The sequence below is a fragment of the Nocardiopsis changdeensis genome, from assembly GCF_018316655.1.
Lineage (GTDB): Bacteria > Actinomycetota > Actinomycetes > Streptosporangiales > Streptosporangiaceae > Nocardiopsis > Nocardiopsis changdeensis.
The window spans coordinates 6,600,592-6,625,295 of record NZ_CP074133.1; the positions used below are offsets into that span (position 1 = coordinate 6,600,592).

A 24,704-nucleotide genomic window follows, 5' to 3' on the forward strand; every position below is an offset into this window, starting at 1 on the left:
GAAAGTCACGCTTCCCACACCGGTTCGGGCGACAATCGCGGCAGATCCATTCGAATCGCCGAGATCGGTGCCGAAAGACGGGGAGCCGCCATGCGAGCGGAAGTCGGGCGACGGGCGACGCGTTCCGGTACGGCGGGCGGCAACCTCGCCCTGGCCACGGCCGCGTTCGCGCTGACGTTCTGGGCGTGGAACCTCATCGCACCGCTGTCCAAGACCTACTCGGAGAACCTGGGGCTGTCCCCCACGCAGACGTCCCTCCTGGTGGCGTTCCCCGTCCTGGTGGGCTCGCTGGGGCGCATCCCCGTCGGGGCGCTCACCGACCGCTACGGCGGCCGGGTGATGTTCACGGTGATCTGCCTCGTCAGCATCGTCCCGACGTTCCTGGTCGGCCTGTCCGGCGGGTCGTTCGGGATGCTGCTGCTGTGGGGCTTCTTCCTGGGGGTCGCGGGCACGTCGTTCGCGGTCGGCATCCCGTTCGTCAACGCCTGGTACGACGCGAACCGGCGCGGGTTCGCCACCGGCGTGTTCGGCGCGGGCATGGGCGGCACGGCGCTGTCTGCGTTCCTCACCCCGCGCCTGGTCGAGGCGGTGGGACTGTTCACCACCCACCTGCTGATGTGCGCGGCGCTCGCCGTGATGGGCGCGGTCATGTGGTTCTTCTGCCGCAACGCGCCCGGGTGGTCCCCGCGCACCGGGCCCGCGCTGCCGCGCATGCGCGAGGCGATGCGGATCCGGGCCACCTGGCAGGCGTCGCTGCTGTACGCGGTGGCCTTCGGCGGCTTCGTGGCCTTCTCCACCTACCTGCCGACGCTGCTGACGCTGTCCTACGACTACCTGCAGTCGGACGCGGGCATGCGCACCGCCGGGTTCGCCGTCGCGGCGGTGGCGGCGCGGCCGGCGGGCGGCACCCTCTCGGACCGCATCGGCGCGGTGAAGGTGTGCCTGATCTCGTTCTTCGGCACCGCGGCGTGCGCCGTCATCCTGGCCCTGCACCCGCCGGCGGAGTTCCCGGCCGGGGTGTCGTTCGTGCTCATCGCGATCACCCTGGGCCTGGGCACCGGCGGTGTGTTCGCGCTGGTGGCCAAGCTGGTGGAGCCGTCCCGGGTGGGCACCGTGACCGGCCTGGTCGGCGCGGCCGGCGGGCTGGGCGGGTACTTCCCGCCGCTGGTGATGGGCGTGATCTACCAGGCGACGGGCGCCTACACCATCGGGTTCGTGCTGCTGGCCCTGGTGGCGCTGGCGGTGGGCCTGTACACCTCGCGGGCGTTCAAGGAGGCGTCGGGCTGACGCGGGCTCAGGCGACGTCCCGGGCGCGCACCAGCACCGCCGCCCGGACGCCGACCCTGACCCGCTCCAGGGCGCGCACGCCCTCGGGCAGGGGGACCCGGCGCGTGCGGGCCGTCACGACGATGACGGCCCCGGGGGGCAGGGCCCGGCCGAGCGAGGCGAGCAGGGCGCCCACCGGGTCCTCCCCGGGCGCCTCGCCCGCCCAGGCGGTCATCTCGCCGTAGGGGACGTCGGTGACGACCAGGTCGGCGGCCACCGGCCCGGGGTCGGAGAACACGTCGGCGACGGCCGCCTCGTGCGGCAGGTCGCCCCCGGCCCGGGCCAGTCCCCGCGCCAGTCCGCGGGCGTCCTCCGCCCGCTCGACGAAGGAGGGGCGGCCGAAGTCGCGGGCCGACCGGCGCAGCTCCTCCTCGCGCTCGGCCAGTCCCTCCGCGGTCAGCAGCCGCAGGTTGCGCCCGGCCAGCTCCACCGCGTCGGGGTCGACGTCGGTGGCGCGCACCGAGGCGATCCGCTCCCGGTGCAGCAGGCCCAGGACGGTGGCGAGGTAGCCGCTCCCGCAGCAGGGGTCCCACAGCCGTACGGCCGGGAGCCCGGTGTGCACCGCGGCCCGCTGGAAGAGCTCGTCGGCCAGGCGCACGGGGAACCCCGGGAACCCGGGGGCCGAGCGGAGCACGTGGCCGCTCGCGAGCGCCGAGTGGTCGGTGCGCTCGACCGCGTACCGGTACGTCATCGTGTTCCTCCCCGGACAACGGTGAAGGCCCGGCGTCCTGGGACACCGGGCCTTCGCGTGCGGTCCTGACGGGATTTGAACCCGCGGCCTCCACCTTGACAGGGTGGCGAGCACTCCTAACTGCTCCACAGGACCTCGTTGCAGGTACAACTCTAGCGTGACTTCGGAGTGGTTCGTACCGCCGTCCCCATAAAGTGACTCATGACGCCCCGAAAGCCCGTCCGAACCGAAGGAGCCGCACACGTGAGCGACGCAGTCCCCCTCCCGTCCGGTCCCGACAGCACCCGGGTCGACCGCTGGCTGTGGGCCGTCCGCCTCACCAAGACCCGCTCCGACGCGGCCCAGGCCTGCCGGGGCGGCCACGTGCGGGTCAACGACCGCCCGGCCAAGCCCGCCTCCACGGTGAAGGCCGGCGACGAGGTGCGGGTGCGGCTGCACGGCACCACACGGATCGTGGAGGTCGGGCACGTGCTGGAGAAGCGGGTGGCCGCGCCGATCGCGGTCCGCTGCTACGTGGACAACACCCCCGAGCCCCCGCCGCAGGCGACGATCCCGGTGATCCGCCGCGACCGGGGCGCGGGACGGCCCACCAAGAAGGACCGGCGCCTGCTGGACCGGCTGCGCAGCGACCTGCCGCCGCCCCCGAACCCCTGAGGACCCCCGTGGCCGACATCCCGACCCTCCTGGCCTCCGGCCGCGACGCCGACGTCTTCGCCCTGGACGGGCACCGCGTGCTGCGCCGCAGCCGGGACGGCCGCTCCCCGGCCGTGGAGGCGGAGGTCATGCGGCACGTGGCCGGCCTCGGCCTCCCCGTGCCCCGGGTGTACTCCGTCGACGGCCCCGACCTGGTCATGGAGCGCCTGCACGGCCCGTCCCTCCTGGGCGCGGCGCTGGCGGGGGAGGTCACCGCGGAGGAGACCGGCCGGATCATGGCGGACCTCCAGGGGCGGCTGCACGCCCTGCCCGCGCCGGGCGGCGGGGGCGTGCTGCTGCACCTGGACCTGCACCCGGACAACGTCGTCCTCACGGCCACGGGGCCGGTGCTCATCGACTGGACCAACGCCCGGCAGGGAGAGGCCGACCTGGACGTGGCGCTGTCGGCGCTGATCCTGGCGCAGGTGGCGCTGGCCGGGACGTTCCCCGGGCCGGTGGCCGCCCTGGCCGGGGAGGGGCTGGGAGCCTTCCTCTCACACACCCGGGGCGATCCGGTGCGGCTGCTGGACGCGGCCGTGGAGCTGAGGGCTGGGGATCCCAACCTGGCACCGGAGGAGGAGCGCGTCCTGGCCGCGGCCGCCGAGGCGGTCCGCGGGCGGGCCTCCGCGTGAGACGGGCCGCAGCCGCGGAGGCGGTCCGCTAGAGGGGGTGGGCGGCGAGGAAGTCGAGGACCTCGCGGGTGGCCTTGGGCCCGCCCTCGTGCAGGTAGCCGTGGCGCAGGCCGGGCAGCACCAGCAGGCGCGCGTCCGGGACGCGTTCGGCCAGCAGGACGGCGTTGCCGACCGGGGTGAGCTCGTCGTCCTCGCCGTGGACGACCAGCGTGGGCGCCTGGACGTCCGGCAGCAGGTCCCAGCCGTCGTGCTCGGAGCTCGCCCCGAAGTGCAGGCGCTGGGCGCGCAGCGGGCCGCGCGGCAGGATGCGGGCGACGGTGTCCGGGTGCGCGTCCGCCCACTGCGGGGTGTAGAACAGCGGGCCGATCTTCCGCGCGCCCGCGGCGGTGCTCGCCTGGCGCAGGGCCAGGGTGGACTCGCGGGGCCGCTCCACCTCGTTCGGTCCACCCGGGGCGGTGGCGCCCAGGACCAGGGCCCCCACGCGCTCGGGGTGGGCGGCCGCCATCCGCTGGGCGACCTTGCCGCCCATCGAGAACCCGTAGACGTGGGCGCGCCCGATGTCGAGCGCGTCCAGCACCTCCAGCGCGTCCCGGACGAACAGGTCCAGGGAGTACGGGGAGTCGAGCGGGGCATCGCTGCCGCCGGTGCCCCGGAAGTCCGTCCGGACCACCCGGTGCCGTTCGGCCAGGGCGGCGTGCGGCCCGTCCCACATCTCGTGGTCGAGGGCCTGGCCGTTGAAGAGCAGGAGGGGGTCGCCCTCGCCGAGGACGTCGTACCAGATGCGGGTTCCGTCGGAAACGGTCACGTGGCTCACGGAACCGGACACTACTCGAAGAAGCGCCCACCGGCCGTGGCCCCGGTCACCCCCGTCACCTCGGCGTCTTCACGCCGTGGGCCCGGCGGTACTCCTCGGCGACGCTCGGTGCGAGATCGTCGGTGATCATCCGCAGCAGCCCCCGGTCGGGGACGGGGTCCAGGGCCGCGGCGGCGGTGCGCCGCAGGTCGGCGGTCCAGCGCGGGTGGTACCGGGCGACGATCTCCGCCGAGCGTTCCAGGTCGCTGGTCCAGCCGCCCCAGTACGGCATGACCAGGGTGAACGCGCTGCGCATGGTCTTGCGGGCGGCCCGGCGCACCACGGCGCGCGGGTCCTCCCCGCCGTCGGCGGCCGCACGCCAGCGTTCGGGGAACAGGTGCAGGTCACCGTTGGTCTCCCGGGCCAGCAGGGAGGTGGGGCGGTAGGCGGGGAGCTCGTCGGCGAGGTCGGCCCCCAGCAGCGGGGTGCACAGGCAGGCGACGAAGAATCCGTTGTCGTCGGGGTCGGCGCGGACCGCCGCCGCGTCCTCCAGCAGGATGCCCGCCCCGTCGATCTGCTCGAAGGCGGCGTCCAGTTCCGCCTCGATCCTCCGGGCCGCCTCCCGGTCGGCGCCGGTGGGCGGCTCGTGGAACACCAGCATCAGGTCCAGGTCGGAGCGGCCCGGCCGGGCCGTCCCGCGGGGGATGCTGCCGTACAGGTAGACGCCGTGCAGGGCGTCCCCGTAGGCCGCGGTGATCCGCTCCCGGGCGGCCTCGACCACCGGGGCGAACACCGGGGCCACACGGTCCGCGGCGCCCTCGCGCGCGATCGTCCCGTCGGGGGCGAGCCCCTTGTCCGCACCGTCCTCGTCCATGGCGCCCAGCCTGCCGGAACGGCCGCCGCACCCGCAACGCGATTCCCGGCCGGGCGACACGGGCCCAGGGAGGGCGTGGAGGGCGCGGCGCGGCCCCCGGGTCAGCCGGGCGGCACGGGCCCCGGGTCCGTCCGCCGCGCCGTACCCCCGGGGCGGCGCAGGCCGACCTGGGCGTCGCGCACCTGGAGCGCCAGGTGCGTCTCCAGGCGGCGCGGCGAGGCGTCCCAGCCCGGGCCGAGCAGGGCGCCGATCCGGGTGAGCCGCTGCCGCACGGTGTTGCGGTGCAGGTGCAGCAGCTCGGCCACCCGGGCGACGCTGCCGTCGGTCTCCAGGTAGTAGAAGGCGGTGCGGGCCAGCTCGGTGCCCCGTTCTCTGTCGTAGGCCAGCAGCGGGTCGATGCCGCGGGTGAGCGACTCCGGCAGGCCCCCGGTGCGGGCCAGGTCGAGGATCGCGTGGACCATGCCCAGCCGGTCGCCGTCGAGCACTCCGTCCCGGTCCAGGGTGATGAGCGACCCGAGCGCGAGCGAGGCCCGCCGGTGCGCGTCGGGCAGGTCCCCCGGCGCCGTGACCGGGCCCGCCGCGCCGGCCCGCAGCGGTCGGCCCTGGCCGGCGAACGCCGTGCGCAGCCTGTTCTCCCAGTCGGGCGAGGCGGTCACCAGGCACAGGTGGTCGGAGTGCGCGGTCATCACGGTCCGGCCGAGGGCCGACCGCAGGACCTGCCGGTACCGCCGCGCCTGCGCGGCGGGCACGTCCAGGGCCACGCACCACAGGCGGTCGTCGGTGTGCAGGCCCCAGCGGCGCATCCGCCGCTCCAGCCGGTCGTGCGGGAGACCGGTCCCGGAGAGGAGGTCGTCGATCAGCTCGTCCTGGCCGCGCAGGTCGGTGTCCTCCTCGGCCCGGCTGAAGAGCAGGGCCAGGGCGGCGTGGACGGCGACCCTCTCCAGCAGCGCCCTGCCGTCGGCGCCCAGGACCGGCCCCGTGTGCAGGCTGCCCAGGGTCTCGGCCGCCGCGGTGACCGCGACGGCGGTCCCGGACTCGGGGACCCCGCCGGCCGGGTCCGCGGTCGTGGCGATCAGCGCGCCCGTGGTGTCCCGCAGGTACAGGTCGTCGTCGAGCGCTCCCCGTCCGACGGTGAGGACCCGCCCGACGTCGGGGGACACCATGACCGCGTCCAGCAGCCTGCGGTCCAGTTCCAGGATCCGGGTGGCCAGTTGCAGCTCGGCGGCGCTGCGTTTGTGCTCGGCGTTGAACAGCTCCGCCTGGCGGGCCGTCTCCTCGAAGCGCAGCGAGTTGTCGATCGCCACCGCGGCCTGCTTGGCGATCGACTCGACGCAGCTGACCTCCTCCGGCCCGAAGCGGCGCGCACGGCGCTCGGCCACGATGAGCGCGCCGATCACGCGCCCCGCGACCGTGAGGGGCGCGCCCATGATCGTCTCCACCGCCTCCGCGCGCACGATCTCGTCCACCTCGGGGTCGTGGACGACCGAGGCGTCGTCCAGGTACCCGGTGGTCTGGAAGGGCGCCAGGCCGGTGGCCACCTGCCCCAGCACCCCGACCCCGAGCGGCATCCGCAGGGCGCGGTACGCGGGTGTGGTGACGCCGTCGGACTGGCGGATGTAGGTGTCGCCGCGCTCGGGGTCGTTGAGGCTGATGTAGGCCATGTCCGCGCCGACGACGGCGCGGGTACGGCGGACGATCGCCTGGAGGACGGCCTCCACGTCCCGCAGGGCCGCGAGGTCGGTGGCCGTGTCGAGCAGGACGCGCAGCAGGTCCTCGCGGGAACGCCGCATGGTGTGCTCCATGCACACATCGTAGGAGGATCAATGGCCTCCAGCACATCGTGTGCTACATCACCGGCCCGTTAACTTTCTGTAAGTTGCCTGGTCAAGCCGTATATGTCGGTTCCGACCGGGCTTCCGCTCGTCTTGAGGCGTACGCGGACCACACGAGAAAGGACGGACGACGATGCGGATCACCGGAGCGGTGCTGGAGCGGATCGGGATGCCGCGGCCGTACGCCGGCTCGGCCCCCGTCAGCGTGACGCGACTGGAGCTGGGCGATCCGGGACCGACCGAGGTGCGGGTGCGGATCGAGGCGGCCGGGGTGTGCCATTCGGACCTGTCGGTGCTCGACGGCAACCGCGTCCGCCCGGTCCCCATGCTCCTCGGCCACGAGGCCGCCGGCCGGGTCGAGGCCGTCGGCTCCCAGGTGACCGACCTCGCCGTGGGCCGCCGCGTCGTCATGGCCTTCCTCCCCCGCTGCGGTGACTGCGACGGCTGCCGCACCGACGGCCGCCTCCCCTGCGGGCCGGGCAGCGTCGCCAACAACGAGGGGCGCCTGCTGAACGGCGGCCGGCGCCTCACCCGCGACGGCGAGACCGTCCACCACCACCTGGGGGTCTCCGGCTTCGCGACCCACGCCGTGGTGGACCGCGCCTCGCTGGTCCCCGTGGACGACGACGTCCCCGCGGAGGTCGCGGCGGTCCTCGGCTGCGCCGTGCTCACCGGCGGCGGGGCGCTGCTCAACGCGGTGCGGCCCGGGGAGGGCGAGAGCGTCATGGTCGTGGGCCTGGGCGGTGTCGGCATGGCCGCGCTGCTGGCCGCCGCGGCGCAGGTGACCGGCGACGTCATCGCCGTCGACACGGTCCCCGAGAAGCTGGAGCTGGCCCGGGAGCTGGGCGCCACCCGCGCCTACACCCCGGACGAGGTGTCCGCGCAGGGCATCAGGGCGTCCCACGTCATCGAGTGCGCCGGGCACCCGCGCGCGTTCGAGACCGCGTTCGCGGCCACGGCCCCGGGCGGCCGCACGGTGACCGTCGGCCTTCCCGGCCCCGACGCGACGGCGCGGCTCTCCCCGCTCACCATGACCGCCGAGGCGCGCACCGTCATCGGCTCCTACCTGGGCTCTGCCGTCCCGGCCCGGGACATCCCGACCTTCGCCCAGTGGTGGCGCGAGGGCCGCCTGCCCGTGGAGCGGCTCATCAGCCGCCGGATCCGCCTGGGCGAGATCAACGAGGCCATGGACGAGCTCGCCGACGGAAAGGCCGTGCGCCAGGTCATCGTCTTCGACGAGTGACCCGGCGATCCGCGTAGAAGTCATCCCGGGCGCCATCGTGCCCGGACCGCACGAAAGCACTGAGCACTGAACAATGAGTAAGAGATCCACCGGGCCGGACGCCGCCTCCCCCCACTGGAAGGCCGGACCGTTCGAGGTCCGCCTGCCGTTCGTCCACTACCGGTTCCAGTGGCAGGACTACACGCAGGGCCTGGTCATGTGCGCGGTCGACCTGTCCGCGATCCCCCTGCTGGTCGAGCTCCTCGGGATGCCCTTCGAGGCCGCGCTCGCCGTGGTCGTCCTCAACGGTGTGCTCTACCTGCTCCACCACCTGCTCGGCGACCCCGTGGTCCCGGGCTGGATCACGCCGGCCATCCCCCTGCTCATGGTGTACTGCCAGCAGTTCCCCGAGGGCCCCGAGCGGGTCCACGCCCTCATCGCCTTCCAGCTCGTGCTCGCCGCGCTGTCGATCACGCTGGGGGTGACCGGGCTGGCGGCGAAGGTGGTCCGGTTCATCCCGAACGCCCTGCGCGCGGGCATCGTCGTGGGCGCGGGCTTCGCCGCCGTCCAGAGCGTGTTCGCCGAGGGCGGCCGGTTCGAGTCGTTCCCCTGGACGATCTCGATCGCCGTGGGGCTGGCCTTCGTCCTGCTCTACTCCAAGGGCTTCGCCGCGGCGCAGAAGCGCAGCCGTGTGCTGCGGCTGATCGGGAGCCTGGGCATCCTGCCGTGCATCCTGCTCGCCGTCGTCGTCGCCCCGCTGTTCGGCGAGGCGCCCTGGCCGACCCTGGAGTGGGGCTTCGCGTCCCCCGACTTCGTCACCCTGTGGACGCAGTACACCGTCTTCGGCGTGGGCCTGCCCCCGCTGACGATGCTGGTCACCGTGATCCCGACCGTGGCCGCGGCCTACATCGTGGTCTTCGGCGACGTGCTCCAGGCCCGCGCCGTCCTCGACGAGGCCGCCGAGGTGCGCACCGACGAGAAGGTCCGCTACAACCCGAACCGCGCCCACCTGATCTTCGGCGCCCGCAACGCCGTCATGGGCGTGATCGGCCCGGACGTCACCATGTGCGGTCCGCTGTGGGCCGCGATGCACGTGGCCATCTCCGAGCGGTACAAGAAGGGCCGCGACGCGATGCAGTCGATCTTCAGCGGCGCCGGGTCGTTCCGCTGGGGCACCAACACCGGCCTGTGGCTGCTGCCGATCGTGTCGCTCGTCGAACCCGTGCTCGGCGTGGCGCTCGCCCTCACCCTCATCATCCAGGGGTTCGTGAGCGTCAAGGTCGGCATCCTCGAGGCGCGCAGCAGGACCGACCTGGGCATCGCCGGTGTCACCGGCGCCGTCCTGGCCCTCAACGGCGCCGCCTGGGGCTTCGCCGTGGGCATCGTCCTGTGCCTGCTCATGTACGGCCGCCGGTTCTTCTCCGGCGAGGACGACGGTGTGATCAACCACGGGGGGAAGACCGCCCCGGACGCCGCCGGGGACGCCGCCGGCGACACCGCGGGCGACGCCGTCCGGGACTGACGGCCCCCGCCCCGTCCGGCGGCCGCGACGGCCGGCGCCCCCGCCCCCGATCCCCCGGGGGACGGGGGCGCCGCCGTGTCCGCCGCGGTGTTCAGCCCGCCGGGACGGCACCGGGCGCGGCGACGGTGCCGCGCCGGCCCCAGGCGGCCAGGCGCCAGAGCCACTCGACCGGCCCCTGGGGGAAGCGGCGCAGCCACAGGACGGCGAACACCCACTGCGCGGCCAGGAGCGTCCCGGCGACCGCCAGCGCCACCGGAGGGGACTCGGCGATCGGCAGGCCCAGGAGGTGGGCGGCGCCCAGGACCAGGAGCGTGGCGCTCAGGTGCTGGGTCAGGGCGATCCGGCCCAGGGGCGCGAAGACGGCCGTCAGTACCGGCCGCAACGGCGTCCTGAGCAGGACCAGCAGGACGCACACGTACGTCGCGGTGCGCAGCAGGTCCGCCGTGAGGACCTGCCACGGCACGGGCCCGGGCCCCGCCGCGGCCGGCGCCGCCCACCCGGCGAGCACCGCTCCCGCCGCGCAGGCCAGGCCCACCAGGACCGGCCCGCGGGTGGAGTGGTCGATCCGCGCGACCACCCCGTAGCGGACCAGCGCCGACCCCGTCAGGAACAGCCCGGCGACCAGCAGCGGACCCCCCATGCCGAGGAGCAGCCCCGTCGGGACGAGCGCGGCGGCCGCCCCGGCGACCGCCCACCGGGGCAGCCAGGACGAGGGCAGCAGGACCAGCAGGCCGACGACGGCGTAGACGCTGAGGATGTCCCCCGGCCACAGCAGCCGGTGCAGGAGGCCGATCACCAGGAGCGCCAGGAGGCGCCGCAGCAGCACGAGCCGCGGGCGGGGGGCACGGTCGCGGGCGGACTCCAGCAGCAGGGAGAAGCCGATGCCGAACAGCAGGGACAGGACCGGGAGGCCCAGCCACACGTGCGCGGCGCCCATGGGCGGCTCCACGGTGGCGGTGGCGGTGCCGGCGATCAGCCGGATGTTGGACACGAGGATGCCGCACATGGCGACTCCGCGCAGCACGTCCAGCGCGACGAGGCGGGTCCGGGCCGGCGGGTCCGGAGCGGTGCGCCCCGGGAGGGAGGGTTCGTTTGCCATGGGGCCGAGCCTGACGGGCGGGACGGGTCCCGGGCACCGGCCGAAGGAAGGGTTCGCGGTCGCCGCGACAGTACTTTCGGCCGGTTCGCCGGCGGACCGGGCGTCCCTAGGCTGAACCCCGTGAACAGTGGAAACGGCTCCTCCCCTGGGCGGTCCCGGTGGCGCGGCCGGGCGGCGGACGCGGCCCTGGCCGCGGTCCTGGCGGCGGCGATCGCCTTCCAGGCGTACGGCATCGCGTCGACCTGGGGCGGCGGCTACTGGTGGCCGGGGGCGGCCGCGGGCGCGGCGGTGGGCGTGATCGCCCTGCTGCGCCGCCGCGGCCGGGCGGTGGCGGCGGCCGCCGGGCTGACCGTGGCGGCGGCCTCGGTACCGGTCTCCTGGTGGTTCGGACTGCCCGCGGAACCCGGCCCGGCCGCGGCCCTCGCGCTGGCGGTGCTCACCGCCTCCGCCGTCGGCCGCCTGCCGGCCCGGCCGGCCTGCGCGGTGGCGGCCGGGGGGCTCGCGGTGGTCGGGATCGCCGCCCTCCCCGAACTGGGCTCCTCCTCCGGCATGCCCGTGGTGTGGCTGAACCTGGTCCTGTGGCTGGGCGGCCTCGCGGCCGGCCTGGGCCCCCGCCTGCTGGCCGCCCGCCGGCGGCGGGCCGCCGAGCGGGTGCGCCGCGACGAGCGGCTGGCGGTGGCCCGGGAGCTGCACGACGTGGTCGCCCACCACATCACCGGCATCGTGATCGAGGCGCAGGCCGGACGGATCGAGGCCCCCGAGGGTCCCGGCGGCGGGAGGAGCCGGGACTCCTTCGCCGCCATCGAGGCCGAGGGGGCCGAGGCGCTGGCCGCGATGCGCCGCGTCGTCGGCCTGCTGCGCGAGGAGGACGGCGCCTCCCTCTCCTCCCCCGCCGAGCGGCTCACCGACCTCGTCGAACGGTTCGAGCGCCGGGGCGGTCCTCCGGTGCGCCTGCACCGGCCCGAGGACGAACCGGCGTGGCCGCCCGAGATCGCCGCCGCCGTCCACCGCGTCGTCCAGGAGTCGCTGACCAACGTCGCGCGCCACGCCGCGAACGCCGGGGAGGTCACCGTCCGCGTCACCCGGGACGGGGAGGAGCTCACCGTGGAGGTCGCGGACGACGCCCCGGGCCCGCCCCCTCGGCCGCGGCCGGGCGGGTACGGACTGGTCGGCATGCGCGAGCGGGTCCGGGCCCTGGGCGGCACACTGGAGGCCGGACCCCGCGGCGGGGGCGGCTGGTCCGTCGTCGCCGTCCTGCCCCTCGCCGACCGGAGGAGCCCATGACCGTCCGCGTACTGGTGGCCGACGACCAGGCGATGATCCGCAACGGCCTGCGCAGGATCATCGAGAGCCACCCCGGCCTCACCGTCGTGGCGGAGGCGGCGGACGGCGTCGAGGCGGTCGAGGCGGCCAGGCGCCTGCGCCCGGACGTGTGCCTGGTCGACATCCGCATGCCGCGCCTGGACGGCCTGGAGGTCACCCGGCTGCTGGCCGGCCCGGGTGTGGCCGACCCGCTGCGGGTCGTCGTGGTGACCACGTTCGACCTCGACGAGTACGTCTACGGGGCGCTGCGGGGCGGGGCCGTGGGCTTCGTCCTCAAGGACGCCGGGCCCGCCCTGCTCATCGAGGCCGTCCTGTCGGCGCACGCCGGGGACGCCCTCATCTCACCGGCGGTCACCCTGCGGCTGCTGCGGCACCTGACCGCGGCGGCGCCCGGCCGGGCCCCTGCGAACCCGCTGTCCGAGCGCGAGACCGAGGTGACCCGCGCCGTCGCCCGGGGGCGCACCAACCAGGAGGCCGCCGACGAGCTGTTCATCTCGGTCAGCACCGTCAAGGGCCACATGTCCGCCATCCAGGCCAAGCTCGGCCTGCGCAACCGCGTGGAGGTCGCCGCCTGGGCCTGGGAGCACGGCCTGATGGACTAGGGAGCCCGCCGCGTCACCCGGCGGGGGCGCGGTACTCCCAGCCGGTCAGGGCGAGGGCCTCCGCGCGCTCCCGGACCACGCCCATGCGGGCGGAGCGCTCGGCCTCGTCCCGGTGGGCGGCCGCCGCCGTCACCTGGCCGGGCCACTTGCGGTAGAGCAGGCCGGGTTCGGCGGTGAACCAGCCGCGGGCGACCGCGTTGAGCGCGAGCAGGAGCCCGGTGTCCTCGGAGGCCGGCAGGGCCATCCACCCGCCCAGGGCCAGCAGCAGGTCCCGGCGCACGCACAGCGTGGCGGGGTGGACCTGCGCCCGGAAGCCGTGCGCCTTCCAGAAGTCCAGCACGGCGCCGCGTTCGATCGGCCCCTCCTCGGGGTCGCTGTCGAAGCCCTCGGTGGTGCCGTCCGGCAGCAGGTCCAGGGCACGCGAGGTGGCCCAGGCCGCCCCCTCGGTCAGGGCTCGGATGTCCCGGGCCAGGGCCCCCGGCGTGAGCCGGTCGTCCGCGTCGAGCACCTTGACGAACTCGCCCTCCGCCCGGCTGAGGCCCAGGGTCCGCGCCATGCCCGCCCGGCCGGCCCGCCCCTGCCCGAAGCTCACCCGGCCGTCGTCCGGCAGGTACGGGCTGACCCCGTCGGTCTCGCCGTCCTCCTGGACGACCCACTGCCACTCCCAGCCGTCGGGCAGTACCTGCTCCGCCAGCGACCGGTGGGCCTCCGGCAGGAACCCCGCCCCGGGCGCGTGGACCGCCGTGATGACGGTGATCAGTCGGGGCATCGGCTACCAGCGCTCCAGCGGGGTCGTGAAGACCGCTTCGGTGCGGTCCCCGGGGAGGATGACCTCGGACCACTCGACGGCGCGGCCCCGGGTGTCGACCGAGGTCCTGTGCAGGACCATGACCGCGGTGCCCGCGCCCAGGCCGAGCCGTTCCGCCTCCTCCCCGGTCGGGAGGCGGGCCGTGACCCGCTCCTCGATCCGGTCGAGCTCGATGCCCACGGTGTGCAGCTGGCTCTGCGTGCCGCCGGGCCAGGGCTCCCTCGTCTCGTCGAGCAGGTCGGGGTTGCCCTCGATGAGGTCCACCACCAGGTAGGAGCGCACCAGGTTGAACGGGACGGGCTCGTCCCGGTGGCGGGTCCGGTAGAGGCGCTCCAGCAGCGCCGTCCCGGCGGGGACTCCGAGGGCGCTGGAGAGCTCCGCGTCGGCCTCCACCCGGTGGTAGGCGGCACTGAACACCAGGTCGTCGACCTCCAGGCCGGTGTCGCGCTCGGTGGCGCCGGTGGACAGCCGCTCGCCCAGGCCCGTCCGGGCCCGGTCCTTCTCCCACTGGTGCCGGTCGTTGGAGCGGCGGACCGCGCGGCGGGGCCTGCGCACCACGTCCCCGCGCCCGTCCCCGCCCTCGACCAGCCCCTCGGCCCGCAGCAGGCCGAGGGCCCGGCGCACGGCGGGCAGCGCCTCGCCGTAGCCGTCGGCCAGCTCCGCCTCCCCGGGCAGCGGCTCCCCCGGCTCCGTTTCCCCGGCCCGGATACGCCGCCGCAGGTCCTCCGCGATGCGCTCGTGGGCCTCCCCCGCGGCCATACGCCGACCCCCGTCCTCCCCCTAGGCGTCCCGCCGACCCTAACCCCGCCAGGCCCCGCCCGCCCCGCACCCCCGCGGCGCGCCCCACCCCCGGGGGTTCGAGGAGACCCGCCGCCGCTACTGAGCCTGGGACCTTCGGCACGCGTTCAGCACGGGCGTCGGCGGTCTCCGTGAACGTGGCCGTGTATTGGCCGTGGTCACCCACCGAGACCCGCCGCCGTCCACCGAGACACGAAAAAGGCCCCGCCGCCTGTTCGCACAGGTGGCGGGGCCTTTTCGCATGTCTTGAGGTTGTGGCTAGGGGCGGGGTCGAACCGCCGACCTTCCGCTTTTCAGGCGGGGTAGGCGGAGCGGCCCCGTCCTGCTCTGCGGGGCGCACGTCCGGCTCGGTCCGGAAGAGTCCACCCCCGGCTGCTGTCGTTGCTGTCACTGCTGCTGTCACTTCGTCGCCCCCTCCCGGCCTCCCCCGGCCAGGGCCACCGGCCGCGCGCCACCGCGACGCCGCACCCGCGCTCCTCCCCCACCGCCCCGGCCCGCCACAGGAGGACGGCCACCACTCCTCTGGGCCGAGGTGCCCGATAGCGCCGGGGCCGGCCACCCCAGACAGTCGCCCTCCGCTATCGGGTGCCTCGGGTTCTGTCACGCCATCAGCCAATTTCTCCGAAACGGCAACCATCCGTCGGCGCACAGCGTCATGATGCCAACCAGATCGGCCATCGGCCGCGCTCGGGACCGGGCGTCAGCCCGCAGCCCGAGCGGCGGCCGTAGGCCGCTGCGACGGCGCTCGCGCCGTCGCCTTGATCCCATACAGCCCAACTCGGCAAAGGTAGAGCAAAGATGATCGATATAACACCCACGAAAATGGATGCAGTTCCTGGAAATTTCTGGCTCTCAACATCGCCGGAAAAAAGGATCCCAGGATTCTTAACTTTGAATAGTGGCTGGCCGAAAATTGAGTTGATGGGAGAACTGCTCCCAGTTTTTGAAGTCGCGGACGAGAGCCCAACCCATACGTCTTACAAGGCGGCCCCTCACTCTCAACCAGATGCTATTATCCACGGAATAATCAGCGCCCCCCGAGGAAAAGTAACACTCTCAGGGGCTCATATAAAAAAGAGCAATACCGCTCTTTTTGGGGATGCGGTCGTCCAGCAGACCCTTTCCTCGGACGAAGCATTCATTGGAGCACACTTGGAGAGCCCTCGGCAAAAGTTCTCCAAGCTTCAATTTTCAACAGAGCGGCTGGGCTACTGGGCGGAAATCGATGGGGTTTCAGCGAAAATGAAGCCCGACTTCAGCTCTTTTGAAATTCACTACGAAAAAAAGGAGCGCCCGGAAATCGACTTGACAGTCATCCCCGGAACTCTCCGCCTCCACCAAAAAGTTAGCTTCACACGGCCCACACACGCAGGCGCCGGAGTAAAGACTTCGACTTGGCTGCGGTTCGACTCCAGAGAGAAGGCAACAGTCAACGACTATCGAGAAATGATAGCAGGCCCGGTGTCAAATCTTTTGACATTCCTATTCGGCAAGTACTGCCACGTGGGAAAGATAGAAGTTGCCGACCCAGGGATCGAATCAGCAAACTGGATAGAGGTGGTCCGATACTCTAACGATTTCGACGACTCTGATACGAAGCAGAGCCCCTTCCTAGACCTTGAAGGCATTGGCCTGGAAAACCTCGGAAAATTTATCGACAATAGTACAAAACTACAGATTTTTTCTAACATCATCGCTGGGGCGGATTCCAGAGATTCATCTCTGGAAGGAAAATTTGTGCAGCTGGCCTTCGCAGCGGAGGGTCTACACCGAACCCTGAACTCTAGCGCCAAGTTTTTCACAAGGGAAGAGGCAGAACCCGTCCTGAAAGCCATCAAGGGGTGCGAGGCAGAAAATCACGTGAAGGAAAGAATCGCGGGCGCCGCGAAGCAGTATCTTGGAGAGCTCAGCTTTCCACAGCGCCTGCTATCTCTAGCGCAAATTGCGGAACTTTCGGCACCTGGAATATCCGGAAAAACTAAACTATGGAAAGAAGGCATTACTCAACTTAGAAATGGACTGGCACACGGATCCTCTCTGGAAATAACAAATGAAAAAGTCAACAGTTACTATATTCTGACGGAATCTCTCCATTGGATCCTGAAGCTCTGCATTCTTTCCGAATCAGGACTCCCGAGCGAAAAAATAAAGCAGGGCCTGGAGAATCATGAAAGCTACACAAAATTCAAGACAAGCGCCCGAAATTATCTTCCCAGGGTCTACGAAGCCTGACAACTAAGCGCACATAAATTTATTGGAATTAAGCTATGGCCAAGTTTCCTTTTCTGACATTAGGAACCACATTTTTTCGCGAACCAGGTCTTGCGGCCGGAGAGGGTGGCGTAGCTGCCCCATGAGTGGGCAAGGGCGTCCACAAGGAACAGGCCACGGCCGTGTTCGGCGTCGGGTGCGGGCTGCGCCACATACGGGGCGTCGAAATACGAACCGCCGTCGTGCACGGTGACGCGCACGCTGTGGCCGTGCTCGTGCTCGATGAGGACTCCGAAGCCGGCCTCGGGCAAGCCGGACGGGGAGTGCTGCACGGCGTTGGTCGCCAACTCGCTCGTGAGTAGTACCGCGTCGTCCACCACCGGGCAGTCGCCCAAGCGGTCGGCGACGAACGCGCGCACAGCCGCGACCTGGTCAGGGCGGCCGTAGAACCACCCGTGGTGGACGGTCACCGTGCGGTGGGACCTGTCTGCATGGAGGGACATGGGGTTTCACCTCGTGCTCTGAGCGCAGGGGGCAGACACTGAGCTGCATGACTAGTACTATTAGTACGGCTACCGTACATCGAATGCGTGTGTAGCGCATCGGTTTGCGCGCACAATAAGTACGGGTCTTGTAGTCCAAGTGAGGAGAGTGCCCATGTTCGGCCTGTCTGTGCGGTTCACGCTCAAGGACGATGCCGCCGCCGACGGCTTCGACGCCCTGGTGGCGGAGACGCTTCCGCTCATCCGCGAGAACGAGCCGGGCACGCTCGTCTACGCGGTCCACACAGTGGAGGGCAAGCCGCTGGAGCGGATCTTCTACGAGCTGTACGCCGACCGCGACGCCTTCGACGCGCACGAGGAGCAGCCGCACGTGAAGCGCTTCCTGAACGCTCGCGGTGCGTTCCTGGCCTCGGTGGACGTGGACGTCCTCTCCCTGCTGGACGCCAAGGGTGTTCAGGGGTGAGCACCGACTACCAAAAGGCGCTCGGCCGCAAGGTGGCCAAGCACCGCAGGCAACGCGGTCTCTCCCAACGCGAGTTCGCCGGACTCGTCGGCCGCTCCGAGACCTGGGTGTCCCAGGTCGAACGCGGGGTGCGCAAGGTCGACCGCATGGTGGTCCTCGAAAAGCTGGCCGAGGTCCTGGAGATCCCCGTCTCCGAGCTCGCCGCCGAGGCCCCCATCGTCGCCGCCTCCAACGAGGAGCCTCCGGGCAGTAGCCGCCTGCGCCTGATCCTGAGCGGGTCGCATGCCCTGGCCGCGCTGCTGCGCCGCAACCCCGCGACGGTCGATCTGGACGACCTCCGCCGGCGGGTCGATCACGCCTGGGAGCTGACGCACGCCAGCGCCTACACGGAACTGACCGAGATCCTGGAATCGCTCATCCCGGACCTGGAGTCGGCCGCGCGCTCGGTGCCCAACGGCGAACGCCTGGAGCTGTTCCGGCTCCTCAACGCCGCGTACCGGGCCTGCTCCTCCACGCTCTCCCGCCTGGGTGAGTACGAAGCAGCGTGGATCGCCGCCGACCGCGCCATCACCGCCGCCGAGCGGGCGGAAGATCCGCTCCTCATGGCGGCCGGTGAGTTCCGCCTGTGCCTGACCTTCCAGGGTGCGCGCCACTACGACCAGGTAGAGGCCACCGCACAGACCGCGTGCGAGGCGCTGAGCGATCTCGTTGCGGAGGGTAACCCCGAGGCCATGTCCGTCTACGGGGCTCTGACACTGCAACGCGCGGTCGCCGCCGCCCGGGGCAACAAGGCGACGGTCGCCTATCGCCACGTGGCCGAGGCCAAGCGGATCGCGGACGCCATCGGCGGAGAGCGCAACGACTTCAACACCGAGTTCGGTCCGGCGAACGTGGGCCTGCACGAGGTGTCCGTGGCCGTGGACCTGGGCGACGCCGGGGTGGCGCTGCGAGCGGCGGAAGAGGTGGATGTGTCGGTCCTGTCGCCGGAACGCCGGGGCCGCTTCCTGATCGACGTCGCCCGTGCCCAGCTCCAGCGCCGCAACGTCGACGGTGCCGTGGCCACCCTGGAGGAGGCGGAGCGGGTCACGCCCGAACAGGTCCACTCGCATCCGATCGTGCGACAGGTCGTCGGCGACCTCATGGCGATTCAGGACCCTGCCGGGTCGGCACTCACCGGCCTTGCGAGGAGGGTGGGCGCACTCTGAGTGCTAGCTAGTACTTCATGTACTAGACAAAACAAAAAGTGCGGATTAGTGTGTGGTAGGTCGCACCGTCCTTCCTGCTGTGGAGGGGTGCGGCCGACCACACACTTTCGTTTGCGCCCACAGGCGCGGTGAGGAGTCCGCATGGCTATCCAGGGTGCGTTGGCCGTCGAGTTCGGGACGGTGTTCCCGCACGGTGCGTTCGCGCTGGGGGTGGAGGCGATCACCGACTTCGAGACCAAGCGGCCCCAGCTCGACAAGGACACGGGGCTGCCGCTGTGGGCGGTGGACGTGATCGACGCCGATCCCGAGGCCCGTGGCAAGGCCAAGAGCGTGAAGGTCAAGATCGCCGCCGAGCACTGCCCGATCCTGCCCGACGAGGTCCCGGGCCTGCCGTTCCGGCCGGTGGAGTTCGAGCACATGGCCGTCATGCCCTACGTGGACGACAACGGCCGCCGCCCCCGGGTCGCCTACTCGCTGCGCGCCCGTGGGGTGAAGGCTCCCGGCACCGCTGCGGGCGCTCGTCGTGCCCCGGCCAAGGACGCCGCCTGACCCCCTGCGTGACATGAGACGGGGCGGCCTGGTGCTGCAACACCTAGCCGCCCCTACAACCCTCCCGGAAGCTTCCCAACTTTCAGAAGAGGTGTCTTCAGTATGTCCGAAAACCGACCCGACCCGTCCGAGCTGACCGGCCCCCAACTGGTCCGGGCCTTCCTGTCCGAGTTCGACAAGCCGCGCACGACCAAGGCCGAGCGGGCCGCGTTCTTCGACTTCAAGGCCCGGGTGTTCGCCGCCATCGCGGACCGGGATGGCAACCCCGACGCCGCCCGTGCCGCCGAACGCGCCCGGGTCGCCCGTGACCGGCTCCTGTCCGAAGCCGAGACCGCGAACGGCGGTGGGGCGTGATGCTGCGTCAGCCCAAGGTGGGTGCCGCCCAGACCTCCCCGACCCTCCCCACACCCGCCCAGGGGGTGCGGTTCACGACTCCAATCGTGGAAACCCCTGGCATCGTCGTCCTGGCCTCCTGGATCTGGCGGCTGACCCGGTTCCTGGTCGCGTTGCCGTTCCGATTCCCCGTCATGGTCTCCGGGCTGTCCGTCTCCGTCGCCGCCTGGTGGTGGCTGGGGTGGCCCGGTCTCGCCGGGCTCTGGGCCGCCGCCTCCCTGGTCTCGCTGGTGTGGTGGCGTGCCTGGCCCGACTCGCACCGGCGCTGGGTCACCCTGCGCGTTCTGGCGTGGTGGCGGCACGTCACCGTCTACCGACGCCACTGGCAACCGGTCCTGGTCATCGCCGGGCTGGCCGAGTCCTACCAGGAACGCCGCTACCTGCCCCGCATCCGCCGTGTCACCTGTGACACCTGGGCGGACCGGGTGCGGGTCTCCCTGGTGGCCGGCACCGCTCCGGCCGACTTCGAGCACAAGGTGTCCGAGCTGGCGCACGGGTTCGCCGCCCCGTCCTGCCGGGTGACCGTCAACGGTCCCCGCGACATCACCTTGGAGTTTCCCCGGCGCGACACCCTGGCCGAACCCCTCGACGCCTTTCCTATGACGCACCACGTGAACCTCGATGCCCTTCCTGTGGGGCGGTGTGAGGACGGCTCGCCCTGGGTGCTCAAGCTCCACGGCACACACGTCCTGGTGGTCGGTGTGACCGGCTCAGGCAAGGGCTCGGTGATCTGGTCGGCCGTCCGGGCAATGCTCCCGGCTGTGGCGAACGGGACGGCACAGGTGTGGGCGATCGACCCCAAGCGCATGGAGCTGTCCTACGGGCGGGACCTGTTCGCCCACTACGCCGACGACGGCGAATCCGCGGTGGCGCTGCTCGAACGAGCCGTGGCCGACATGCAGGACAGGGCCGAACGCTACGCGGGGAAACTGCGTTCCCACGTGCCCACGACCGATGACCCCTTCGTGATCGTGGTCCTGGACGAGGTCGCCTTCCTGACGGCCTACCACCCCGACCGGGACGTGCGCCGCCGGGCGGAGAACGCCATCGCCACCCTCACCTCACAGGGCCGTTCGGTCGGTTTCGCCGTCCTGGCCGCACTCCAGGACCCGCGCAAGGAGGTCATGAACCTGCGCAACCTCTTTCCCGACAAGGTCGCCCTGAGGTTGGACGAGGCCTCACAGGTGGACATGGTCCTCGGCGAGGGTGCCCGTGACCGGGGCGCGAACGCGCACCTGATCGACCCGACCCTTCCCGGTGTCGGCTACGTCCGCCTCGAAGGCTCACCGGCTCCGGTGCGAGTGCGGGCCGCGTATGTCTCCGACGAGGACATCACCGCGATGGCCGGGGGCTACGAATCGGGTGTTGTTTCCGGGGGTGAGGGCTGATGGCGATCGTTGAGTACCGCTCGTACGACGATCAGGGACACGATAAGGACAGCGCCCAGTATGACCACGGCGATCAGGGCCACGACCTCGTTCACGAGAGCGATCAGCACCATCCCGACGGTGAACGGCACAAGGCTGAGAACCCGCACGACGTAGTCGCTCTTCGACATCCCCTGAGCCTAGAGCGATCCGCAGAGGGCCCACAAGCCAAGGCGGTGGCGTGATGCCGACGCCTACCGGTAAGTCCACCCGGGCCGAACGCCTCGCGCAACCCCTGGCCCGTGAGGTGGCCGAACAGGTCGCCGCCGACCACGGCGTGTGCATCCGCCCCGTGTCCCTACGACGTACCGACATCGCCACGGGCCGGACCGAGGTCATCGACGTCCCCTGCGGGTCCACCCTGGAATCCCGCTGCCCCGCCTGCGCCAAGCGCAAGCGGTCGCTGCGGCGGACCCAGTGCGAAGAGGGCTGGCACCTGGACACCGAACCCGTGATCCAGCCCGACCCGCCCACCGACGCCCAACGGGCCTGGGTGGAACAGCGGGCCATGGTGACGGCCGAACGCGACCGGCTCGCCGCCACGGGGGCGGCCTCGGCGGAGGACCTGGCCGCGCTAGACGCCGCCATCTGTGATCTGGACGAGGAGATCACCGCCTCCGGGCTCCGGGGCTCAGTCACCCGGTCAACCGACACCGCCACGGCCAAGCCACGTCGGGTGCGCTCCACCAAGCGCCGCCAGGATGCCCCGGACCTGCCCAAGCGGCCCATGACAAGGAAGACGGTCGGAAGGGCCTACACCGATCCCGCCTCTGGCAGGGTGTTTCGGCCGTCGCTGTTCATCACCCTGACCCTCGACTCCTACGGGCGGGTCCGCTCTGACGGCACCCCGGTGGACTTCTCCACCTACGACTACCGGCGCGCGGCCCGGGACGCCCTGCACTTCTCCAAGCTCGTGGACCGGTTCGTGCAGAACCTCCGACGGGTCGCCGGGTTCGACGTCCAGTACTTCGCCGCCGTCGAACCCCAACGCCGTCTCGCTCCACACCTGCACATGGCCACCCGGGGAACCCTCCCCCGGGCCGAGCTGCGCCAGATCGCCGCCGCCACCTACCACCAGGTCTGGTGGCCCAACGCCGATACGGTCCGCTTCGACGGCGACCACCTTCCCGAATGGGACGCCTCTGCGGGAACCTTCCTCGACCCGGCCACGGGCGAACTGCTCCCCACGTGGGACGAAGCGTTGGACGCCTTGGACGAGAACCCCGACGCCCAGCCCCATCACGTGGTGCGCTTCGGCCGACAGGTGGATGCCAAAGGGGTTGTGGCTGGCTCCGCTGACGCCGACCGGTGCGTGCGCTACCTGGCGAAGTACCTGACCAAGGACATCGCGGACTGCCACGCCTCCGAGACCACCCGCCAGGAACAGCACGTGGACCGGCTCTTGGAGGCGCTGCGCTTCGAGCCGTGTTCGCCCCGGTGTGCGAACTGGCTGCGCTACGGGGTCCAGCCCGACGAGGCCAAGCCGGGTATGCGCCCGGGGTTCTGCCGCTCCAAGGCCCACCGGCGCGAGCACCTGGGCTACGCGGGCCGGCGCGTCCTGGTCTCGCGCAAGTGGTCCGGCAAGACCCTCGCCGACCACAAAGCCGACCGCCTCGCCTGGGTCCTGAACGCACTCGGCGTGACCACCGGCGATGACGGCCAAGATGACGGGGACAACCCGCGCCCCGCCCCACTGACGGTCGCCTCCGGCTCCTACGCCTGGGAACTCGCCCGCCCCACCGACCCCGACGTCGCCCCCCGCGAACGCCGGCTGCTCCGAGCGGTCGGTGAATCGCTCAAGCGCCGGGCACAGCTCGCCGCCGCCCTGGACCCCGAACATTCGGCAACTCCCGAACAGGAAGCAGCGTGACCATGACAGAACTCCTCCTGACCGTCGAAGAGGCCGCCGAGCGCCTGCGCGTGAGCCGCTGGATGGTCTACAACCTCATCCGCTCCCGCACGCTCCGCACGGTCAAGATCGGGCGCCGCCGCCTGGTGCCCGTCGCCGCGCTCCCCGAGTGCTTGGAAGCCCTGGAGGACGCCGCGTGAGCGCCGCAGAGGGCAAGGACCGCCGCAGAGGCCGCCGACGTGCCGCCAACGGCGAGGGAAGCGTCTGGCAGCGCAAGGACGGCCGGTGGGCCTTCGCTGGATACGTGCTGGCCACTGACGGCACGTACAAGCGCGTCCAGGGCTACGGCCGCGACCAGGCCGACGCACGGTCCAAGCTGAACAGGCTTCTGGCCGACTCCGACCGGGGCATCCCGGTCGCCTCCGAGAACTGGACGGTGGCCGAGTACCTGGCCTACTGGCTGGAACACGTGGTGCGGGCCGAGCGCCGCCCCAAGACGGTGCAGGGGTACGAGGGCGTCATACGCCGCTACCTCGTCCCCGGCCTGGGGAAGAAGCGGCTGGCCAAGCTGACGGCCCGGGACGTGCGGACCTTCGTCACGAACATTCGGCAACTGTGCCAGTGCTGCCGCAACGGCACCGACGCCGCCCGGGAGCGCCCCCGGTGCTGCGCGCTCCCCCGGCCCGAGTGCTGCGGGCACCGGCTGTCGGCGCGCATGGTGCAGTCCATTCACGCCGTGCTGCGCAACGCGCTCCAGACGGCGGTGCGGGAGGAGGTCATCCCGCGCAACGTGGCGTCCCTGGTGAAGGTCGCTCCCCCGCGCTACACGGTGAACCGGGGCCTGGACGTGGCGCAGTCCCGGCGACTGCTCAAGGAGGCCGAGGGCGACCGGTTCCACGCGCTGTACGTCCTGGCGCTGTGCCTGGGCCTGCGGCGCGGGGAGCTGCTCGGGCTGCGCTGGCGTGACATCGACCTGGAGGCCGGCCGCCTGGAGGTGGTCCACACCCTCCAACGGGTCGACGGGAAGCTGTCGCTGGTGCCGCCCAAGACGGAGGACTCGGCGCGCACGGTGCCCCTGCCGGGGTTCTGCGTGGACGCGCTCAAGGCCCATCGGAGGCGCCAGTTCGCCGAGCGCTCGGACGCCTTCCCCGACTGGGAGGAACAGGGCCTGGTGTTCCCCTCGCGCCGGGGCACTCCCCTGGAGCCGGACAACCTGCGCCGGAGCTGGGAGCCGCTGCGCCGGGCGGCGGGCCTGGAGGGGATGCGCTTCCACGACCTGCGGCACACGTGCGTGACGCTGCTGCTGAACCTGGAGGTGCCGCCGCAGGTGGTCCGGGAGATCGTGGGGCACAGCGACATCGGGGTCACGATGACGATCTACGCGCACGCCTCGCTGGACGACAAGCGGCGTGCTCTGGGGAAGCTCGGGGACGCGCTCGGATGACCGGGTTGCTGTCGCGTAGCTGTCAAAAACGCCCGGAGCCGTGTGGCTTCCGGGCGTTCGTACTGCTCAGTGTGAGTGGCTAGGGGCGGGGTCGAACCGCCGACCTTCCGCTTTTCAGGCGGACGCTCGTACCAACTGAGCTACCTAGCCGTACCGCCGAGAGATCGGCGAGCGCGGTCCTGACGGGATTTGAACCCGCGGCCTCCACCTTGACAGGGTGGCGAGCACTCCTAACTGCTCCACAGGACCTGGTTTCGGTCGCTTCCCGGGGCTCCCCGGTCCGCGTCCGCGGTTCCATTCTGCCAGACATCCGACAGTGGTCGAACCGCCTTGTACCCCCAACGGGATTCGAACCCGCGCTACCGCCTTGAAAGGGCGGCGTCCTAGGCCGCTAGACGATGGGGGCCCGTGTGACAGGTCCAGCATAGGGGAGATTCCCACCAAC

Annotated in this window: 25 protein-coding genes and 5 tRNA genes; 16 read left to right on the top strand and 14 right to left on the bottom strand. The window is 71.7% G+C overall.

The window, feature by feature from the left end; genetic code table 11:
* The first annotated feature begins 90 nt into the window (after positions 1-90).
* Complete coding sequence (locus KGD84_RS29580; protein WP_220563603.1) at positions 91-1,287, top strand: MFS transporter; 1,197 nt, start codon at positions 91-93, stop codon at positions 1,285-1,287.
* Between the two features lie 7 nt (positions 1,288-1,294).
* On the opposite strand, the gene KGD84_RS29585 is transcribed toward KGD84_RS29580, so the two are convergent.
* The gene (locus KGD84_RS29585; protein WP_220563604.1) at positions 1,295-2,017 is read right to left on the bottom strand and encodes an rRNA methyltransferase; all 723 of its coding nucleotides are present in this window, start codon (positions 2,015-2,017) and stop codon (positions 1,295-1,297) included.
* A gap of 60 nt (positions 2,018-2,077) precedes the next feature.
* Positions 2,078-2,152: transfer RNA gene (locus KGD84_RS29590), tRNA-Asp, on the bottom strand.
* Positions 2,153-2,218: 66 nt separating this feature from the next.
* Here KGD84_RS29590 and KGD84_RS29595 point away from each other — a divergent pair.
* Both KGD84_RS29595 and KGD84_RS29600 read left to right on the top strand, forming a co-directional pair.
* A complete protein-coding gene (locus KGD84_RS29595; protein ID WP_370634607.1) occupies positions 2,219-2,671 on the top strand; it encodes an RNA-binding S4 domain-containing protein in 453 nt (150 codons plus the stop codon).
* Between the two features lie 8 nt (positions 2,672-2,679).
* Complete coding sequence (locus KGD84_RS29600) at positions 2,680-3,342, top strand: phosphotransferase (protein ID WP_255646868.1); 663 nt, start codon at positions 2,680-2,682, stop codon at positions 3,340-3,342.
* 28 nt (positions 3,343-3,370) lie between these two features.
* Here KGD84_RS29600 and KGD84_RS29605 read toward each other — a convergent pair whose 3' ends face one another.
* The 3 genes from KGD84_RS29605 to KGD84_RS29615 all read right to left on the bottom strand — a co-directional run bounded on the left by KGD84_RS29605 (position 3,371) and on the right by KGD84_RS29615 (position 6,811).
* Positions 3,371-4,168 (bottom strand): alpha/beta fold hydrolase, encoded by a 798-nt coding sequence (locus KGD84_RS29605; RefSeq protein ID WP_370634609.1) that lies wholly within the window; start codon positions 4,166-4,168, stop codon positions 3,371-3,373.
* A 43-nt stretch (positions 4,169-4,211) separates the two neighbouring features.
* Entirely contained in the window at positions 4,212-5,009 is a 798-nt protein-coding gene (locus KGD84_RS29610) for a nucleotidyltransferase domain-containing protein (RefSeq protein WP_220563607.1), read from the bottom strand.
* Between the two features lie 101 nt (positions 5,010-5,110).
* Complete coding sequence (locus KGD84_RS29615) at positions 5,111-6,811, bottom strand: helix-turn-helix domain-containing protein (protein WP_220563608.1); 1,701 nt, start codon at positions 6,809-6,811, stop codon at positions 5,111-5,113.
* A 163-nt stretch (positions 6,812-6,974) separates the two neighbouring features.
* Between KGD84_RS29615 and KGD84_RS29620 the strand changes: the two genes are divergently transcribed.
* Entirely contained in the window at positions 6,975-8,084 is a 1,110-nt protein-coding gene (locus KGD84_RS29620; RefSeq protein WP_220563609.1) for an alcohol dehydrogenase catalytic domain-containing protein, read from the top strand.
* Positions 8,085-8,157: 73 nt separating this feature from the next.
* Positions 8,158-9,585 (top strand): hypothetical protein, encoded by a 1,428-nt coding sequence (locus KGD84_RS29625; RefSeq protein WP_220563610.1) that lies wholly within the window; start codon positions 8,158-8,160, stop codon positions 9,583-9,585.
* 91 nt (positions 9,586-9,676) lie between these two features.
* On the opposite strand, the gene KGD84_RS29630 is transcribed toward KGD84_RS29625, so the two are convergent.
* Positions 9,677-10,684: a DUF418 domain-containing protein gene (locus KGD84_RS29630; protein WP_220563611.1), complete on the bottom strand. Its 1,008-nt coding sequence runs from the start codon at positions 10,682-10,684 to the stop codon at positions 9,677-9,679.
* Positions 10,685-10,804: 120 nt separating this feature from the next.
* Here KGD84_RS29630 and KGD84_RS29635 point away from each other — a divergent pair, with 120 nt between their 5' ends.
* Together KGD84_RS29635 and KGD84_RS29640 are read left to right on the top strand one after the other, a co-directional pair.
* The gene (locus tag KGD84_RS29635) at positions 10,805-11,968 is read left to right on the top strand and encodes a sensor histidine kinase (RefSeq protein ID WP_220563612.1); all 1,164 of its coding nucleotides are present in this window, start codon (positions 10,805-10,807) and stop codon (positions 11,966-11,968) included.
* The gene (locus KGD84_RS29640; protein WP_220563613.1) at positions 11,965-12,609 is read left to right on the top strand and encodes a response regulator; all 645 of its coding nucleotides are present in this window, start codon (positions 11,965-11,967) and stop codon (positions 12,607-12,609) included. Before KGD84_RS29635 ends, KGD84_RS29640 begins: the two co-directional genes overlap by 4 nt.
* A gap of 13 nt (positions 12,610-12,622) precedes the next feature.
* On the opposite strand, the gene KGD84_RS29645 is transcribed toward KGD84_RS29640, so the two are convergent.
* From KGD84_RS29645 to KGD84_RS29655, 3 genes are all read right to left on the bottom strand, one after another.
* Positions 12,623-13,378, bottom strand: coding sequence for a glycosyltransferase family 2 protein (locus KGD84_RS29645; RefSeq protein WP_220563614.1), 756 nt, complete (start codon positions 13,376-13,378; stop codon positions 12,623-12,625).
* 3 nt (positions 13,379-13,381) lie between these two features.
* Complete coding sequence (locus KGD84_RS29650; RefSeq protein ID WP_220563615.1) at positions 13,382-14,176, bottom strand: GntR family transcriptional regulator; 795 nt, start codon at positions 14,174-14,176, stop codon at positions 13,382-13,384.
* Positions 14,177-14,470: 294 nt separating this feature from the next.
* Positions 14,471-14,544, bottom strand: a tRNA-Phe gene (locus KGD84_RS29655).
* Positions 14,545-15,013: 469 nt separating this feature from the next.
* Between KGD84_RS29655 and KGD84_RS29660 the strand changes: the two genes are divergently transcribed.
* Positions 15,014-16,447, top strand: coding sequence for an ApeA N-terminal domain 1-containing protein (locus tag KGD84_RS29660; protein WP_220563616.1), 1,434 nt, complete (start codon positions 15,014-15,016; stop codon positions 16,445-16,447).
* A gap of 59 nt (positions 16,448-16,506) precedes the next feature.
* On the opposite strand, the gene KGD84_RS29665 is transcribed toward KGD84_RS29660, so the two are convergent.
* Positions 16,507-16,929, bottom strand: a complete 423-nt coding sequence (locus tag KGD84_RS29665; RefSeq protein ID WP_220563617.1) for an ATP-binding protein — start codon at positions 16,927-16,929, stop codon at positions 16,507-16,509.
* 154 nt (positions 16,930-17,083) lie between these two features.
* Here KGD84_RS29665 and KGD84_RS29670 point away from each other — a divergent pair, with 154 nt between their 5' ends.
* From KGD84_RS29670 to KGD84_RS29690, 5 genes are all read left to right on the top strand, one after another.
* Positions 17,084-17,392: a putative quinol monooxygenase gene (locus KGD84_RS29670; protein ID WP_220563618.1), complete on the top strand. Its 309-nt coding sequence runs from the start codon at positions 17,084-17,086 to the stop codon at positions 17,390-17,392.
* A complete protein-coding gene (locus KGD84_RS29675) occupies positions 17,389-18,597 on the top strand; it encodes a helix-turn-helix domain-containing protein (RefSeq protein ID WP_220563619.1) in 1,209 nt (402 codons plus the stop codon). Before KGD84_RS29670 ends, KGD84_RS29675 begins: the two co-directional genes overlap by 4 nt.
* A gap of 141 nt (positions 18,598-18,738) precedes the next feature.
* Positions 18,739-19,146 (top strand): plasmid replication, integration and excision activator, encoded by a 408-nt coding sequence (locus KGD84_RS29680; RefSeq protein ID WP_220563620.1) that lies wholly within the window; start codon positions 18,739-18,741, stop codon positions 19,144-19,146.
* A 102-nt stretch (positions 19,147-19,248) separates the two neighbouring features.
* The gene (locus tag KGD84_RS29685; RefSeq protein ID WP_220563621.1) at positions 19,249-19,500 is read left to right on the top strand and encodes a hypothetical protein; all 252 of its coding nucleotides are present in this window, start codon (positions 19,249-19,251) and stop codon (positions 19,498-19,500) included.
* Positions 19,500-20,927: an FtsK/SpoIIIE domain-containing protein gene (locus KGD84_RS29690; protein ID WP_220563622.1), complete on the top strand. Its 1,428-nt coding sequence runs from the start codon at positions 19,500-19,502 to the stop codon at positions 20,925-20,927. The genes KGD84_RS29685 and KGD84_RS29690 overlap by 1 nt, the downstream gene beginning before the upstream one ends.
* On the opposite strand, the gene KGD84_RS29695 is transcribed toward KGD84_RS29690, so the two are convergent.
* Positions 20,891-21,097 (bottom strand): hypothetical protein, encoded by a 207-nt coding sequence (locus tag KGD84_RS29695; protein ID WP_220563623.1) that lies wholly within the window; start codon positions 21,095-21,097, stop codon positions 20,891-20,893. The genes KGD84_RS29690 and KGD84_RS29695 overlap by 37 nt on opposite strands.
* A 53-nt stretch (positions 21,098-21,150) precedes the next feature.
* Between KGD84_RS29695 and KGD84_RS29700 the strand changes: the two genes are divergently transcribed.
* Genes KGD84_RS29700 through KGD84_RS29710 form a run of 3 tightly spaced genes read left to right on the top strand, consistent with a single transcriptional unit; the run spans position 21,151 to position 24,259 of the window.
* Positions 21,151-22,836 (top strand): replication initiator, encoded by a 1,686-nt coding sequence (locus KGD84_RS29700; protein WP_220563624.1) that lies wholly within the window; start codon positions 21,151-21,153, stop codon positions 22,834-22,836.
* 2 nt (positions 22,837-22,838) lie between these two features.
* Positions 22,839-23,015, top strand: a complete 177-nt coding sequence (locus KGD84_RS29705; protein WP_083926642.1) for a helix-turn-helix domain-containing protein — start codon at positions 22,839-22,841, stop codon at positions 23,013-23,015.
* Positions 23,012-24,259 (top strand): tyrosine-type recombinase/integrase, encoded by a 1,248-nt coding sequence (locus KGD84_RS29710; RefSeq protein WP_255646869.1) that lies wholly within the window; start codon positions 23,012-23,014, stop codon positions 24,257-24,259. The genes KGD84_RS29705 and KGD84_RS29710 overlap by 4 nt, the downstream gene beginning before the upstream one ends.
* 76 nt (positions 24,260-24,335) lie before the next feature.
* On the opposite strand, the gene KGD84_RS29715 is transcribed toward KGD84_RS29710, so the two are convergent.
* From KGD84_RS29715 to KGD84_RS29725, 3 genes are all read right to left on the bottom strand, one after another.
* A tRNA-Phe gene (locus KGD84_RS29715) sits at positions 24,336-24,409 on the bottom strand.
* Positions 24,410-24,433: 24 nt separating this feature from the next.
* Positions 24,434-24,508, bottom strand: a tRNA-Asp gene (locus KGD84_RS29720).
* Positions 24,509-24,592: 84 nt separating this feature from the next.
* Positions 24,593-24,665 (bottom strand) — tRNA-Glu (locus KGD84_RS29725).
* Positions 24,666-24,704: the final 39 nt, after the last annotated feature.